The organism is Actinoallomurus liliacearum (assembly GCF_039542035.1).
Classification (GTDB): domain Bacteria; phylum Actinomycetota; class Actinomycetes; order Streptosporangiales; family Streptosporangiaceae; genus Actinoallomurus; species Actinoallomurus liliacearum.
In genome coordinates this window covers 58202-72821 of sequence record NZ_BAABHJ010000019.1, presented here as the reverse complement: position 1 = coordinate 72821, position 14620 = coordinate 58202, and the positions used below count along the sequence as shown (strand labels likewise).

Sequence of the window (14620 nt, the reverse complement as noted above, 5' to 3'; positions counted from 1 at the left end):
CCACCTGGCGCGGTTCAACGGCAGCCGGGAGGCGGGCCAAGGCGGCCATGGACCAGATCGGTGTGACGGCGGCCGCGAAAACGCCCAGGACAAGCCGTCTGCCGATCACGTGGCGTTGAACAATAGACCGGCGGCGACTGTTTCGACGCAGAAGTAGAGCCAGATCGGATAAAACGCTGTCGCGCTGTCGATCAGCCGGGATATGAGCCTGCCCGCCGCCATGCCGGTGAGTGCGGCGGCGACGGTGATCACAGCGCCGGATCGGATGCCGACGACGTCGAACGCGGCCAGGCCCAGCACGATCGCGATCGCGACCCCGAAGCCGCCGTAAACCGCGCGGATCTCCGAGCGACTCTCCGGCGAGTCGATCGTGATACGAAAGGGTCTGGCCAACTCGGCGGGGGCGATGAGCGCCAATGCCCCCATGCCGAGGAAGAATATGCCCACAATGACGATGGTCACGGTCGTCAACACATGCTCCTCATAGTCGCTCACGAACCAGAGGCCCAGGGTGACGTTCCAAGCCGCTGCGGCGCTTCCAGAAAGCTGCTGCGCGACGTTGTGGCTCGGGCCGGGACAGGCCATCTACGCCGGACCGTCACTGGAGCTCGGACCTCACTCCGGCTCGGTGGCCTGCCTGGCGGTCGGAGTGGACGACTCGTTCACGGTACGGACGGCGACGCACGGCGGCCGCACGGCGCGTACGGCGCTCATCGCACCGCGGTTCGTGCATCAGCTGATCGCACACGGTCGGCGCATGGTGTTCTGTTACCTGGACGCCACCTCGGCCCGGGAGCGGGTGTGCCGTCTTCGGATGACCGACGGTGACCATGCGCTCCGCTACGGCCACCGTCAGGAACCACTTCTCGTCCGAGCGGGCGCGCAGCTGGCCGATTCCGACTCACCGGGCATGGCATTGCGCTGGCTGGATCTGGCGGGAGCGGTGGAGCCCGGTGCGATGGACTCCCGCATCGGCATGGCAGCGCGCTACCTGCGTGAGCAGACGAACCCCGTTCTGTCGGCCGATGAACTCGCGGCTCGAGCCGGTCTGTCGACATCCAGATTCCTGCATCTGTTCCGCGAGCACGCCGGCACCAGTTTCCGCAGATACAGATTGTGGGCCCGCATGCTACGCGTGGGTGCCCTCCTGTCCGGGCGGCAGGATCTCACCACAGCCGCGGTCGAGGCCGGGTTCGCCAGCCCGTCACACTTCAGCGACAGCTTCCACGCCATGTTCGGCTTGCAGCCCAGCCGGCTACTCGCCGTCGGCGTCAGGATCCGCCTCCTACCCACAGCGGACCTTCGATGAGCGGTTCCGGCCGGACGACCACCGGCCGGAACCGCGCTGTTCCTGGTCTCCGGCGATCCGGATCGGTGGCTGCGACGATCGGCGGAGTCCGACGCGGACGCCGGCGTGGTCGGCGCGCAGCCGGATGCCCCAGTGACCGCGGTAGCGGAGTTCCATGGCCAGCCCGGGCAGGCCCGGGGGCAGGTGGGGGTTGAGGCGGAGGACGTCGCCGCGCGGTTCGAGGCCGGTGTAGCAGCGTTGCGCGAGGTCGAGCGTGCCGGCCATGGCGCCCAGGTGGACGCCCTCACCGGTGGTGCCGCCCTGGACGTCGTGCAGATCGCTGTCCAGTGCCTGGAGGAAGAACCGCCAGGACGCGGGCCGGTCGGAGCGGGCTAGGACGCAGGCGTGCACGACGGCGCTCGGCGTCGAGCCGTGGGAGGTGCGCGCGAGGTAGTACTCGGTGATTTTCGGGATGGTCGCGCGATCGAAGGCGTAACCGAGCCGGGCCAGCAGGGCTTCGAACTGGCTGATCACGCCGTCGGCGTGGAAGGGCACACGCAGCCGCCTGCTCACGTCCTCCCACCGCGCGATCTCCCCCGCACGCAGGTCCAGACGCTCGAGGAGTTCGACCCGGCGCTCAGAGGGCACAAGGGCCAGCGCGTCGAGCGCGCGGCACAGCGTCCAGGCCGCCATGACGTTGGTGTACGCGTTGTTCGTCAACCCGGGGGCGGCCGCGCCTGGACAGGCGTCGTGGTACTCGTCCGGGCCCATGACCCCGTGGATGTCGTACCGGCCGGTGGACGCGTCCAGAGTCGCCAGATCGGCCCAGAAGCGGGCGATCTCCAGGAGCATCTGCGCGCCGTGGGAGGACAGGAAGTCCAGGTCGCCCGTCGCCTCGTAGTACTGCCAGGTGTTGTAGGCGACGGCCAGGCCGACATGGCGCTGGAGCAGGGAGTTGTCCGGCAGCCACCGGCCCGATCGCGGGTTGAAGTGCATCCGCGGCGTCTCCTCGCGGCCGTCGCTGCCGCTCTGCCAGGGATACATCGCGCCGGTGTGCCCCACGTCGCGGGCCGCCCGGCGCGCCGCCGGTAGCCGGTTCCAGCGGTAGAGCAGCAGCGCCCGGACGACGTCCGGGAACCGGAGGCCGAGGAAGGGCAGCACGAACAACTCGTCCCAGAAGACGTGCCCGCGGTAGGCCTCACCGTGCAGACCGCGGGCGGGTACGCCGGTGTCCAGGCCCACGGTGTGCGGCGAGAGGGTCTGCAGGAGGTGGGCGATCCAGGACTTCCGGCCCTGCCGGAGCCGGCGAGGACGGACGCCGACCATGGCGTCGCAGGCTCACGGGCCTCCCGCGCAAGAAGATCGTGAATTCCGCGCTCTCCCGTCGTGCGGGAGATCTCAAGGCCACACGGACGTCGTCCGCGGGACCTTCGACCTCTGGCGGCCCGCACCGTCGGCGGATGCGATGGGAGGCGAGACCGGGCTCATCCCGAGCCGACCCGCTCGCCGTGAGCTCGATCGCGCCGGCAGGGCGACAGGGGGACGAAGGGGCTGATCATGAGCGAGATCATCGTCGGGACCGACGGCTCGGACCAGAGCCTCCGAGCGGTCGAATGGGCGGCCGATGAGGCGGTCCGCCGAGCTCTGCCCCTGCGGATCGTGCTCGCCGAGGCCGAGTGGATGTACGACACCCCGATCGACCCGCGGCTCGGAGCCGTACGGGAATGGCTGCTGGCCGGCGACGGGGACCTGCTCGCGCGAGCGGTCTCCACCGCTCGCGAACGCGCCCCCGGCGTCATGGTCCAGACGGAGACCGCGCCCGGTCAAGTGGCCCGCGTGCTCCTGAGCAAGGCGGGCGACGCGGCGATGATCGTGCTGGGCGGCCATGGCCTGGGCACGGCGACCGGTCTGCTGCTGGGCTCGACGACGCTTCAGGTCGTCACGCACGCGAGAGTCCCCACCGTGGTCGTGCGGGACCTGGAACCCGCGATACGGCGGGAGGTCGTGGTCGGAGTGGACGGATCGGCGGTCAGCGAGCCGGCCGTGGGGTTCGCGTTCGAGGAGGCCGCGCTCCGTAAGGCGCGGCTGCGCGCTCTCCACGTCTGGTCGCATCCCGCCTCGAGAGGGCCCGGTGACATGCAGCCGCTGGTCTACGACCCCCGGCTCGTGGCCGAAGAGGAGCTGCGTCTGGTGGAGACGTCGCTGGCCGCCTGGCAGGGCAAGTTCCCCGAGGTCGAGGTCGTCTTCGACGTCGAGCACGGCCGTCCGGCGCGGGTCCTGGCCGGTGCCTCCGCGCGCGCCGACCTTCTCGTCGTCAGCACCCGCGGAAGGGGAGGTTTCAGCGGTCTGCTGCTGGGATCGGTCAGCCACGCCTTGCTGCACCGCGCGCACTGCCCGCTGGTCGTCGTGCCGCCCGTCCGCTGACCTCGCCGCCGTCTCAGCCCGGACCGGACGCCGGGTGACCAAAAGGGATTCAAGGTCGGGAGGCCGGAATGCACGTCCGTATCGGTATCAACGGCTTCGGGCGCATCGGGCGGAACTACCTGCGATGCGCGCTGCAACGGGGCCATGAGGTAGTGGCGATCAACGACATCACCAGCCGTTCCGCCGTCGTGAAGACGCCGCGCAGCACCGGCTCGTAGTACTCCAGCCGCAGGGCCTGTACGGCCACCACGACGCCTTCGAGCACGAACGCGAGCAGGTTCCCCACGGTGAACACCACGACAGCGGCCACCGCTCCGGCACTCGGCAGCTGCCACACGGCGCGCGTCGCGTTCCAGACGACCAGGCCGATTGCCGCGTGCGCGAGACCGAAGGCCGCGAGCCGGGCGAAGGACGCGACATTCGAACCCTGTTCGGCCGGGCGATCGTGGTCGTCGGCGGCCACGCTGCTGTGGCACCTGCGGGTCCTGACGGGATGGCTGCCCGCCCGAGGCGCGGCGACGTTGCGGGCGCTGGCGGGCTGGTTCGAGATCGCCAACGTCGAGGCCCTCCTGTTCGGGGGGCCGAGGTTCGAGATGGGCGCGCTGGCGACGGCCTGGCCCGCGCTCCGAGACGCCTCCGATCTGCGCGCCGCGCTCGCCCTCTCGCCGTGGTGCTCGGCCGCGCTGGTCGAAGCCCGGAACGCCTGCCGCACCGCCCTGCGGGCCGCCGTCCGTCACGCGGTCGCGCAAGCGGCCGAGCGGGTTCTGGCCTGCGAGATCGCCGCCACCCGCCAGCGGATCCGGGCCCTGGGAAAGGCGCTGGATACCGCCGCTGACCGCGGCGATCACCCGGATCGACCTGGCTCTCGAAGAGGACGAGCGCTTCGACCGGGCGCGCCTGCTGCGTGCCCGGCCCGGCCATGGACCCTAGGCCAGGGCGAGGAAGAGCTTCTCCAGTTCCGCCTCGGTGAGGGGAGGCGCTTCGCCGTCGGCGGCGGTCAGGCACTGGCGCATGCCGGTGGCCACGATCTTGAAGCCGGCGCGGTCCAGGGCGCGGGAGACCGCGGCGAGCTGGGTCACCACGTCCTTGCAGTCACGCCCGGCCTCGATCATCGCGATGACCCCGGCCAACTGGCCCTGGGCGCGGCGTAGACGGTTGAGCACCGCCTTCATCGCCTCGTCTTCTCCGCCCACGGCGCACCTCCTCCAGATCCAGCCGCTCCATCGTACCCCAGGGGGTATCGCGTTGGACAAATACGGGAGGGGGTATATGTTCATGCATGTCAGATACCCATAGGGGTATTCAACGACGGGAGGTGGCATGTACTTCATAGAGACCCTGGCCCTCGAAGGGCTGGGCAATCGCAGTTACCTGGCCGGCGGCCGCACCGCCGCGGTGGCGGTCGACCCGCCCCGGGACGTCGACCAGATCCTGGCCATGGCGGCCCGGCGCGGGGTGCGGATCACACACGTGGTGGAGACCCACCTGCACAACGACTACGTCACCGGCGGTCTGGAGCTGGCCCGCCTGACCGGGGCCAGGTATCACGTCCCGGCCGGCGCCCGCGTCGCGTTCGACCGGGTGCCGGTGACCGACGGCGACACCACCGAGGTGGAGGGCGGTCTGGTGCTGCGGGCGGTGGCCACCCCCGGGCACACCCCGCACCACACCTCCTACGTCCTGGAGGACGGCGGGACGCCGGTGGCCGCCTTCACCGGCGGGTCGCTGCTGATCGGCGCCGTCGGCCGTCCTGACCTGGTCGATCCCCGGCTCACCGAACGGCTCGCCCGCGCCCAGCACGCCTCCGCGCGCCGGCTGGCCGAGCTCCCGGACCAGGTGCGGGTGCTGCCCACGCACGGCTTCGGCAGCTTCTGCTCCTCCACCCAGGCCCAGGGGGACTCCACCACGATCGGAGCCGAGAAGGCGCGGAACGCCGCGCTGACCAAGGACGTCGACGCGTTCGTCGCCGAACTGCTGGCCCACCTCGACGACGTCCCCGCCTACTACACCCACATGAGCCCGGCCAACGCCGCGGGCCCGGCCCCGGTCGACCTGACCGAGCCGCGGCACGCGGACGCCGCGCAGATCGCCGAGCGGCTGGCCGCCGGCGAGTGGGTGGTCGATCTGCGCAATCGCATCGCCTTCGCCGACGGCCACGTCGCCGCCGCGCTCAACTTCGAGCTCGACGGCAAGCTCGCCACCTATCTGGCCTGGCTCATCCCCTGGGGCAGGCCGGTCACCCTGCTCGCCGAGAGCCCCGAGCAGATCGCCGCCGCCCAGCGGGAGCTGGTCCGCGTGGGCATCGACCGCCCCGCCGCGGCCGCCACCGGTGCCCCCGAGCAGTGGGTGACCGACCCGGCGGCGCTGCGCTCGTACCCCCGTGCCGACTTCGCCGAGCTGACCGAGGCCCGTGCCTGGGGCGAGGACCTGGTCGTGCTGGACGTGCGGCGCGCCTCCGAGCGGGCCACGGGACACATCGAGGGGTCGGTGCACATCCCGCTGCACCAACTGCGGCAGCGCCTGCACGAGGTCCCGGACGGGAAGGTGTGGGTGCACTGCGGCAGCGGCATGCGCGCCGCGATCGCCGCCTCCCTGCTGGATGCCGCCGGCCGTCAGGTCGTCGCCGTCGACGACGACTTCCCGGCGGCCCACGACGCCGACCTGGTCGTACGGGGACAGCGCGGGCAGATCGTGTGACCGCGCTTCCCCTGGCCCTCATCGCCGGAGGCGTGGTCGGCCTGGCACTGGGCGGGCTGGGCGGCGGAGGCAGCATGCTCGCCGTCCCCGCGCTGATCTACCTGTTGCGGTTCAGCCCCTCCCAGGCCACCACCGCCAGTCACCTGATCGTCGCCGCGACCTCCTTGACCGGACTGCTCGCCCACGCCAGGGCCGGCCGGGTCCGCTGGCGTATCGGTACCGTGTTCGCCGCCGCGGGTCTGCCGGCGGCGGCCGCCACCGGAGCGATCTCCGCCCATCTCCCCGGCGCGCTGCTGACCACGGCCTTCGCCCTGTCGGCGGGCCTGGCCGCCTGGCGCATGCTCGTTCCAGGACCCGACACGGTGCCGGGCACCGCGGTCGGGCCGGGCAAGACCGCCGCCGCGGGCTCCGGCCTCGGCGCGTTGACCGGCCTGCTCGGGGTCGGCGGCGGCTTCCTGACCGTCCCCGCACTGGTATCCGCCCTCGCCCTTCCCATGGCCGAGGCGATCGGAACCAGCCTGCTGGTGATCAGTGCCAATTCCCTAGCCGCCCTCATACCCCGGCTCGGCGGCACCGGCGCCATCGACTGGTCGGTCGTCGGACCCTTCACCGGCACGGCCATCCTCGGCGCCTGGGAGGGCAAACGGTGGGCGGAGAAGCTCTCCGACCGCACGGTGCAGAAGATCGTCGCGATCGCCCTGCTGGCCGTGGCCGCGCTCATGCTCATCGACGCCCTGCGCTGAGCCACGACACCACACCCGGTGCTCACCGGGCATTTCCCGCACGGCCGGCCCACCACGCGGCCACTCGGCCCTCATGGATCCAAGGACTCCCGATGAACTCGACGATGACCCCGCAGCAGTTGCACGCCCGTCTCGACGACCTCACGATCATCGATGTGCGCTCCCCAGGGGAGTACGCGGGCGGCCACATAGCCGGCGCCCACAACATTCCTCTCGACCAGCTCCAGCAGGCCCTGCCCGCGCTGCACGCCGCCGCCGAACGCGGCGGGCTGGCCCTCGTGTGCGCCTCCGGCGCCCGATCACAGACCGCCTGCGACCGGTTGGCGGCGGCGGGCATCCCCGCCGTCACCCTGGCGGGTGGCACCAGTGCCTGGGCGCAGGACGGACGCCCCCTCGACCGGCAGCCGGGCGGTAAGACGGTGTGGGCGATGGACCGCCAGGTCCGGCTTGCGGCCGGCTCACTGGTCGTCCTGGGTCTGATCGTCGACCTGTTCGTGCCCGGCATCCGCTGGATCTCGGCAGCCGTCGGCGGCGGCCTGGTGTTCTCCGCCTTGACCAACACCTGCGGCATGGCGGCGCTGCTCGCCAGGCTTCCGTACAACCAGCGCGTCAACGCCGCGTTCGACCTGCGGGCCACACTGAACACTCTGCGGGGCTGACGCCGCGACCGCCGCCGGCCGACCCTGTGGCGACAGTGGGGGGCCTCTGGTCCGGCCGGTCAGTGCGTGCGGTCGCGTTCGAGCAGCAGTGCCAGGGTGGGACAGTCCGCCACCGCGCGGCGCGCCAGCGGCAGCAGCCGGTCGGGCAAGGTCCCGACGATCGGGTATCCCCACTCGTCCAGGTCGATCGTCTCCGGAAGGAGCTCGGCGCACAGGCCGTGCCCTGTGCAGGCGATCGGGTCGACCCTGAGCCGCCATGGCATGATCACCACTCCTCGGGGATCGGCAGGATCGACGGCCACTGGGCGAACAGACAGCCCTTCGCGCGCGCGTGGACCCGCAGGTGCCGTCCGAAGACGCGCAGGGCGCTGGCCGCGAACCGTACGGCACCGTCCGGGTGGCGGCAGGCACCGCGACCCGGGACGACCGACAGCCGCCGGTCGAGCCGGCGGTACAGCTCCGTGCCGGCCCGGCAGGCCGCGATCTCGGCGAAGTCCGCGGCGATCGCCGGCAACCCGTGGACGCAGGGCCCGCACTGACCGGCCGTCTCGGCGGCGAGCCATGCCAGGATCCGTGCCGACTCCGCCACGCCGCACGCCCGCTCGGGCAGCGCGACCAGGATGCCCGGTCCCAGCGCGAGGCCGGCGGCCTTGAACGCCGACGGCGTCGTCGGGACGTCCAGCAGTTCCGGTGCCAGCCAGGTACCGCCGTACCCGCCGGCCAGCACGGCCTGCAGCGGCTCGGACGGGCCGCCGGCCAGGCGCAGGACCTCGCCGACCGGCGTGCCGAGCGGTGCCTCGACCACGCCGGGGCGAGTGACCGCGCCCGAGACCGTGAACAGGGCCGTGCCCGGTGCCTCCTGGCCGCCGCACGATCGGAACCAGCCGGGACCGTAACGCGCGATCAGCGCGATGTGCGCGAAAGTCTCGGCGTTGCTGACGAGCGTCGGCCGGCCGCCGACGCCGCGTTCGAAGGGGCGGGGCGGTGTGAAGGACGGCCGGGCATCGCCCGCGTCGATCCAGCGGACCAGGGAGGTCTCCTCGCTGGCGACGTAGCGGGGCGGTACGGCGGTCACCCGTATCGGCACCGGCGCCAGCCGGGCCTGCTCGCGCTCGGCGATCGCGCGCCGGACCGTGTCCGCCAGGGTGGTGATGCCGCCTCGCCGCGGGCCGGCAGCCGGGTGCTCACCGGCGTTCCGCTCGGCGTGCACGCACACCACGATCTCGCGTGCGCCGACGGCGCCGGCGGCGAGCGCGGCCCCGTCCAGCACAAGATGTGGCGCCACCGTCAGCAGCGCGCGGTCCTTGCCGCTGGCCGGTTCGCCTTCGGCGGCGTTGACGACGACCACGGCGGACCGCCGTCCGGCGGCCACCGAGCGAAGCTTGCGGCCGGCCGGGAACCCGCCGCCGCCCCGGCCGGTCAGCCCGGACTCCTCGACCGCCCGGATCAACGAGGCGTCCGCTGCGGCCAGGGGCGGCGCGCCGTACTGTGCCAGGTGGTCGTCCAGCCCCGCCCGCCGGCCCAGCGCGTGATATCCGGCGAGCAGGCGTACGGCGTGCGGTGTCGCCGTTCCCCTGGTCACTCTCCGTCCCCTCTCTCCTCGCCCTCATCGGCCGATGGCGTGGCCCACGTCGACGGTGGGACCGGCGGTCGGTCGGTCGTCCCCGTCCGCGGGGTGCTCGCGGTCCCGAGCAGCGAGGCGGGCGTGCCGGAGCGCCGGGCCCAGCCGCTCGCCAGCGGACCGGATACGGCCCAGGCACCGACGACCAGGACCGTCACGAGCGTCAGCAGTCCGGTCCCGGCCCGCAGACCGACGTTGCCGGGCCCCGCGGCCGCCAGCCGCCAGGCCACCGCGGCCAGTGTGACGGCGGCGCAGACCCCGGCGAGCGGCAGGAAGAGCGAGGACCGGACGTCGGAACCGGTGCCGAGCGCGTGCACGAAGGCGGCGAGCCAGCAGGCGTACGCCGCCCAGTGCAGCGTCTTCCAACGGCGGTAGCCGATTCTCGTCCGCAGCAGGCTGGTCGCCGCGAGGACGACGATCAGGTCGAAGGCGACGGTGCCCAGGCCCAGCCAGATCGGCCGGTACGCCGAGCCGAACGGCACGACGACGTCGGTCAGGGCGATCGGCGCGTAGGAGTCGGCGACCGTGGTCGCGATGTGCACGGCGAGGAAGCCCAGGGCGGCGAGGGTGAGGTTGCGGTGCAGCCCGGCGAGCACGAACCGCGGCACCCGCCGCCCGCCGACGCGAAGAGCCGACAGCACGCCGAGCGTCAGCACGACCGTGAGGAACACCAGCGTGACCTCTCCGGTCGCGCGTGTGGCGTACCACAGGAGGTTCATCGCGCCTGCCCGCCCACCGACCGCGCGTCCGCGGGCGGGGCGACCGCCTTCCCCCGGCTTTCCGCAGCCGCCGCCGCCTTCCCCGGGCTTTCCGCAGCGGCCACGGCCGCGTTTCCCGGGCTGTCCAGGACCGTCACGGCCGCCTCCTCGGGCCAGCCGGCCAGCGCGAACGCCCGCCCGTCGAGACGGACCAGGCGGGCCGGCAGTCCCAGACCGACCAGCCACGTGCTCGCGCCCCAGCCCTTGACCAGGGCCGCGGTGGCGGCGGCGTTGGCATCGACGCAGGTGGCCGCCGCCACACTGGCCGTACGCCAGCAGGAGGCGGCGGGAATGCCGGTCGCCGGGTCGATGATGTGGTGCAGCCACTGGTCGCCGCGCCGCCAGCGCCGTACGGTCACCGACGAGGTGGCCAGGCCTCCCGTGGTGATCACGACGTCCTGACCGGAGCCGTCCGAGCCGTCGTCGCGGTGGTCGTCGCTCACGCGGATCCGCCAGCCGCCCTCAGGCGGCGGCCCGCTGACCGCGATGTCGCCGCCCAGCCCGACGAGCACCCCGCAGCCGGTGTCCGCGGACGCCCGCGCGGCGGCCCGGTCGGCGGCCAGCGCCTTCGCCGTCGCGCCCAGATCCAGTCGCACACTGCGAGGCAGCCGTACGACCTGCGCGTCGAGCCCTACCGTGCGCCAGCCCGCGACCCGCCGCCGGACCAGGCGCGGCGCCGGACCGCCACGGCGCACCTCCGCGATGTCCCGGTCGTATCCGGCAGCCACCAGCGCGGCCCCGACGGTGGGGTCGACCGCGCCATCGGTCGCCTCCGCCACATCCAGGGCACGCCTCAGCGTCTGGGCGAACAGGGCGGACACCTCGACCGGCCGGCCGCCTGCGGCGTTGAGCCGCGACAGCTCCGAGTCGGCGCGGAACCGGTCGCACGCCGCACCCATCGCCGTGAGCTCGACGTCGAGGGCCGCCCGCGCCGCGTCGAGCCGCTTCGGGTCGGTGACGAGGAGCCGCGCCGTCGTGCCCCAGACCGGGAAGCTGAGTACGCCCGTCATCACGAGCCGCCCGAGGTCGCGTGCGTCGGCCGCCGGGCCGGGGCGCTCGGCGGAGCGGCCGGCGCGGTCGCGGGCGGAGTGAGGTGGTGGCGGTGGGTCCGGTGCGGCCGCGCGGAGGCGGAGGATCCGGTCGAGGCGGACGGCGACGAGGTCGTGGTCGACGGCGTGGCCGGCCGCTCCGAGGGCGTCGGAGCGGCCGGCCCGGCGTGCGGTCGGTCAGCGGCCTGACCTGGAAGCAGGTGCGCCAGGCCGGCGGTCAGCAGGCCGGACAGGACGACACCGACGCCGACCGTTCGGCGGGTCCAGGACGTCACCTGGTTCAGGCCGGCGTCGCGACGGCGCCGGCGTGAACGTTCGGGATGTTGCATCCTTCGTTCCCCCTTGACGTGCGCTCAGGTTCGAGTGTCATCGGCGGGATGTTCGAAAGCCGTGCCCGAAGTGTGAAGAAGTCGTTCATCTCTAGTGGTGCGGGCCGGCGGCTCGCCCGGAGGATGAGGTGCCGACGCCGTGCCAGGCGGCCGTGGCGCCGCTGTGGCCGATGCGGACCACCTGGACGCCGCTGGCCACCGCACCGACGACCGCGACGATCGCGGCGGCGGCGGTCAGGTACCGGCCCCACTGCACGTTCCGCTTGGCCCCGTACCAGCGCACGAAGACCAGTACGGCCAGGCCCAGCCAGAGCAGGGCGGCGAAGGGCAGCAGGCCGTCGGCCATCTCGGTGTGCCGTTCGACGAGCGGTGTCCGCTTGACATGGGATTCCAGCAGTTCGCCGGTGTGCGTGGCGAGGGGGACCGAGAGCAGGGCCACCGTCGCCACCCCGAGCGCCAGCGGGGCGTACCGCCGGCGGGCGGCGGGCCAGACGGCGACCACGATCGCACCCAGGGCGGCCAGCGGGATGAGGACCACCACCGCGTGGATGACGAGGGGGTGTGCGGGGAGTCCCATGATGGTGGAGAACATGATGGTCTTTCTGGGAGGTTCAGCCGGTGGGGTTGGTCTGCTCCACTGTCGCGGCTCATGGCTGAACCCTGCTCAAGGGAAATGTTCAGAAGTCGTTCAGATCGGGCCGACGGCCGTACCGTGAGAGCGTGACCGACGTGCCGGTACGGATCTTGATAGTCGAGGACGATCCGGGGATCTCCGCTTCCCTCCAGCGCGGTCTGACCCGCGCCGGATACGACGCGTACGCCGTGAGCACGGCCGCGGACGCCCTGGCCGCCGAGCCCTTCGACGTGGTCCTCCTCGACCTGGGCCTGCCCGACGCCGACGGCACCGAGCTGTGCGGCACGCTCCGGCAACGGTCCGACAGCGCCATCCTGGTCATCACCGCGCGCGGGGAGGAGCCGGACCGGGTCGCCGCCCTGGACGCCGGCGCCGACGACTACATCGTCAAGCCGTTCGGGTTCGCCGAGCTGATGGCGCGGATCCGGGCGGTGCTGCGCCGCAGCAGGCTGACCGAGACGCATCTGCTACGGCACGGCTCGCTGACCATCGACACGCGGACCCGGCGGGTGACCTCGGGGGACACCGAGGTCCCCCTCACACCGACCGAGTTCGACATCCTCGAGTGCCTCGCCACCGACCCGGGACGGGTGGTGAGCCGTCAGGAGATCCTCGAACGCGTGTGGAACACCCACTGGTACGGCCCCACCCGCGTCCTGGACGTCCACATCGCGGCGCTTCGCCGGAAGCTGGGCGACCCGTCGGCCATCCAGACCGTCTACGCCCGGGGTTTCCGGCTCGGGGACCTCGAGTGACCAGCCGGATTCTCGCGGCGTTCCTCGTCCTGACCGGCGGCCTGATCATCGGCGCGCTGCTGCCGTTGGGATTCGCGATGGCCGACCAGCACCGACGCGACTACCAGTCCAGCACGCTCGAGCTCGCCCGTGCGCTCGCCACCACGGCCGAGGAGGGCATCGAAGACCGGGACAGCACGACGACCCTGCCCGCCCGGCTGGCGACGGTGCGCCGCGAGGCCGAGGGCGGCGACCAGGCCGTGGTCACCGTGGTCGACCGGAAGAGCCGCGTCCTCGTCGGACGCGACAGCGGCCTGTACACACCCGACCGCGTCGCCATCGGCCTGCGCGGACAGACCCGCGTCTCCGATCTCGGCGGCCGCCTGCTGGCGATCGTGCCGGTCGGGGCCCAGGACGAGCGGGTGAAGGGCGCGGTGCTGCTGGCCCGGCCGCTCACCCCCCTGCGGGAGCGGGTCGACCGGCTGTGGATGCGGCTCGGCCTCGTCGCGTTCGCGGCGGTCGTCACCGCCGTCGTCCTCACCGTCTACCTGGCCAGGTGGGTCGGTCGTCCCCTACGTCGGCTGGGCGTGGCCGCCGAGGCCCTCGGGACCGGCGAACTGGCGGCACGCGCCGATCCACCGCGTCGCCCGCCGGAGGTGCGCGGCCTCGCCGAGCGGTTCAACGTGATGGCCGCCCGCCTGGAGAACCTGATCTATGACAGCCGCGCCGTGCTGGCGGACGTCTCCCATCAGCTCCGCACGCCGCTGGCGGCGCTGCGGCTGCGCATCGAACTGTTCGCCGAGGAGGCCAGGTCCGGTGGGCGCGAGGCGGATGCGGCCGAGTTCGAGGCCGCGCTGGATGAGCTGGGCCGGCTGGCCCGCATGGTCGACGGGCTCCTCGCCGTCGCTCGGGCGGAGAACACCACGACGCCCCCACAGGTGATCGCGGTCACCGATCTGCTACGGGAGCGCGTGGACGCCTGGCGGCCGGTCGCGGCCGAGCGAGGAGTCGAACTTCTCCTGGGGCCCGGCGAGTCCCTGACCGCGATGTTGGGGCCCGGCCGCCTCGAACAGGCGATCGACAACCTGGTCGACAACGCGCTCACCGCGACGCCCGAGGGCGGCCACGTGCGGATCGGCGCAGGCCGCACGGACCACCTGGTTCGCGTCACCGTCGCCGACGACGGCCCCGGCATGTCACCGGGCGCGATGACCGAGGCGTTCCGCAGGTTCCGCACCGGCCGGGCGGGCGGCACCGGCCTGGGTCTGCCCATCGTCCACCGGCTGATCACCGCCGACGGCGGAGACGTCACGCTGTCCGAAACGCCCGGCGGAGGGCTCACCGTCACGCTGGACCTTCCGGCGACGAGATGACCCGGGCGGCCGCGGATCCTCGGTCCCGTCGGCGGCTTCCCAGCCCGAACGGCGCAAGCCCACGGGTTGTTCTCAGGCAGAACTAACGTGTGGTTATTCTGGAGCAGAACTAGATGGGAGCGTGGCGTGAAGATCGTGGAGAGGCCGCTCGGCCGCTCTGGTCCGTTGCCGGGACCGGCGCTGGCGGGTCTGTGCGCCGTCGGCCTCGCGGTGTGCGCGGGGTTCGCGGTGCTCGGCGGCTGGGTCGGCGTGGCAGGGATCGCGCTGGTCCTGGCCGCCGCCATCGCCGGCATGCTGCGCTGGCCGTAGGA

18 protein-coding genes are annotated in these 14620 nt (G+C 72.8%); 9 read left to right on the top strand and 9 right to left on the bottom strand.

All coding sequences use genetic code 11. The features are described from left to right. Positions 1 to 105: 105 nt before the first annotated feature. The gene (locus ABD978_RS25425) at positions 106 to 585 is read right to left on the bottom strand and encodes a DUF4345 domain-containing protein (protein WP_345359458.1); all 480 of its coding nucleotides are present in this window, start codon (positions 583 to 585) and stop codon (positions 106 to 108) included. A 64-nt stretch (positions 586 to 649) separates the two neighbouring features. Here ABD978_RS25425 and ABD978_RS25420 point away from each other — a divergent pair, with 64 nt between their 5' ends. Further along, positions 650 to 1309, top strand: a complete 660-nt coding sequence (locus ABD978_RS25420) for an AraC family transcriptional regulator (RefSeq protein WP_345359455.1) — start codon at positions 650 to 652, stop codon at positions 1307 to 1309. On the opposite strand, the gene ABD978_RS25415 is transcribed toward ABD978_RS25420, so the two are convergent. Continuing rightward, a complete protein-coding gene (locus tag ABD978_RS25415; RefSeq protein WP_345359452.1) occupies positions 1286 to 2614 on the bottom strand; it encodes a glycosyl hydrolase family 65 domain-containing protein in 1329 nt (442 codons plus the stop codon). The two genes, ABD978_RS25420 and ABD978_RS25415, sit on opposite strands and share 24 nt — an antisense overlap. Before the next feature lie 231 nt (positions 2615 to 2845). On the opposite strand from ABD978_RS25415, the gene ABD978_RS25410 reads away from it, so the two are divergent. Continuing rightward, on the top strand, positions 2846 to 3712 hold the full coding sequence (locus tag ABD978_RS25410) for a universal stress protein (RefSeq protein WP_345359449.1): 867 nt from the start codon (positions 2846 to 2848) through the stop codon (positions 3710 to 3712). A gap of 68 nt (positions 3713 to 3780) precedes the next feature. Continuing rightward, positions 3781 to 3930, top strand: a complete 150-nt coding sequence (locus ABD978_RS25405; RefSeq protein WP_425550758.1) for a glyceraldehyde 3-phosphate dehydrogenase NAD-binding domain-containing protein — start codon at positions 3781 to 3783, stop codon at positions 3928 to 3930. A gap of 708 nt (positions 3931 to 4638) precedes the next feature. Here ABD978_RS25405 and ABD978_RS25400 read toward each other — a convergent pair. Further along, the gene (locus tag ABD978_RS25400; RefSeq protein ID WP_345359640.1) at positions 4639 to 4884 is read right to left on the bottom strand and encodes a metal-sensitive transcriptional regulator; all 246 of its coding nucleotides are present in this window, start codon (positions 4882 to 4884) and stop codon (positions 4639 to 4641) included. A 148-nt stretch (positions 4885 to 5032) separates the two neighbouring features. On the opposite strand from ABD978_RS25400, the gene ABD978_RS25395 reads away from it, so the two are divergent. From ABD978_RS25395 to ABD978_RS25385, 3 genes are all read left to right on the top strand, one after another. After that, entirely contained in the window at positions 5033 to 6409 is a 1377-nt protein-coding gene (locus ABD978_RS25395; RefSeq protein WP_345359446.1) for a rhodanese-like domain-containing protein, read from the top strand. Beyond that, positions 6406 to 7152, top strand: coding sequence for a sulfite exporter TauE/SafE family protein (locus tag ABD978_RS25390; protein WP_345359443.1), 747 nt, complete (start codon positions 6406 to 6408; stop codon positions 7150 to 7152). Before ABD978_RS25395 ends, ABD978_RS25390 begins: the two co-directional genes overlap by 4 nt. 92 nt (positions 7153 to 7244) lie before the next feature. Next, positions 7245 to 7811, top strand: coding sequence for a rhodanese-like domain-containing protein (locus ABD978_RS25385; RefSeq protein ID WP_345359440.1), 567 nt, complete (start codon positions 7245 to 7247; stop codon positions 7809 to 7811). A gap of 59 nt (positions 7812 to 7870) precedes the next feature. Here ABD978_RS25385 and ABD978_RS25380 read toward each other — a convergent pair whose 3' ends face one another. From ABD978_RS25380 to ABD978_RS25355, 6 genes are all read right to left on the bottom strand, one after another. Next, positions 7871 to 8074 (bottom strand): ferredoxin, encoded by a 204-nt coding sequence (locus ABD978_RS25380; protein ID WP_345359437.1) that lies wholly within the window; start codon positions 8072 to 8074, stop codon positions 7871 to 7873. 2 nt (positions 8075 to 8076) lie between these two features. After that, the gene (locus ABD978_RS25375; RefSeq protein WP_345359434.1) at positions 8077 to 9393 is read right to left on the bottom strand and encodes an NADH-ubiquinone oxidoreductase-F iron-sulfur binding region domain-containing protein; all 1317 of its coding nucleotides are present in this window, start codon (positions 9391 to 9393) and stop codon (positions 8077 to 8079) included. Further along, complete coding sequence (locus ABD978_RS25370) at positions 9390 to 10151, bottom strand: ferric reductase-like transmembrane domain-containing protein (protein WP_345359431.1); 762 nt, start codon at positions 10149 to 10151, stop codon at positions 9390 to 9392. Before ABD978_RS25370 ends, ABD978_RS25375 begins: the two co-directional genes overlap by 4 nt. Further along, positions 10148 to 11200 (bottom strand): FAD:protein FMN transferase, encoded by a 1053-nt coding sequence (locus tag ABD978_RS25365; RefSeq protein ID WP_345359429.1) that lies wholly within the window; start codon positions 11198 to 11200, stop codon positions 10148 to 10150. The genes ABD978_RS25370 and ABD978_RS25365 overlap by 4 nt, the downstream gene beginning before the upstream one ends. Further along, positions 11200 to 11568, bottom strand: coding sequence for a hypothetical protein (locus tag ABD978_RS25360; RefSeq protein ID WP_345359426.1), 369 nt, complete (start codon positions 11566 to 11568; stop codon positions 11200 to 11202). The genes ABD978_RS25365 and ABD978_RS25360 overlap by 1 nt, the downstream gene beginning before the upstream one ends. 91 nt (positions 11569 to 11659) lie before the next feature. Continuing rightward, on the bottom strand, positions 11660 to 12160 hold the full coding sequence (locus ABD978_RS25355) for a DUF2231 domain-containing protein (protein WP_345359423.1): 501 nt from the start codon (positions 12158 to 12160) through the stop codon (positions 11660 to 11662). A 128-nt stretch (positions 12161 to 12288) separates the two neighbouring features. On the opposite strand from ABD978_RS25355, the gene ABD978_RS25350 reads away from it, so the two are divergent. The 3 genes from ABD978_RS25350 (at position 12289) to ABD978_RS25340 (ending at position 14618) form a co-directional block, all read left to right on the top strand. Beyond that, on the top strand, positions 12289 to 12957 hold the full coding sequence (locus ABD978_RS25350) for a response regulator transcription factor (RefSeq protein WP_345359420.1): 669 nt from the start codon (positions 12289 to 12291) through the stop codon (positions 12955 to 12957). Then, positions 12954 to 14309 (top strand): sensor histidine kinase, encoded by a 1356-nt coding sequence (locus ABD978_RS25345; protein ID WP_345359417.1) that lies wholly within the window; start codon positions 12954 to 12956, stop codon positions 14307 to 14309. The genes ABD978_RS25350 and ABD978_RS25345 overlap by 4 nt, the downstream gene beginning before the upstream one ends. Before the next feature lie 126 nt (positions 14310 to 14435). Continuing rightward, the gene (locus ABD978_RS25340) at positions 14436 to 14618 is read left to right on the top strand and encodes a hypothetical protein (RefSeq protein WP_345359414.1); all 183 of its coding nucleotides are present in this window, start codon (positions 14436 to 14438) and stop codon (positions 14616 to 14618) included. The last annotated feature ends 2 nt before the right edge of the window (positions 14619 to 14620 follow it).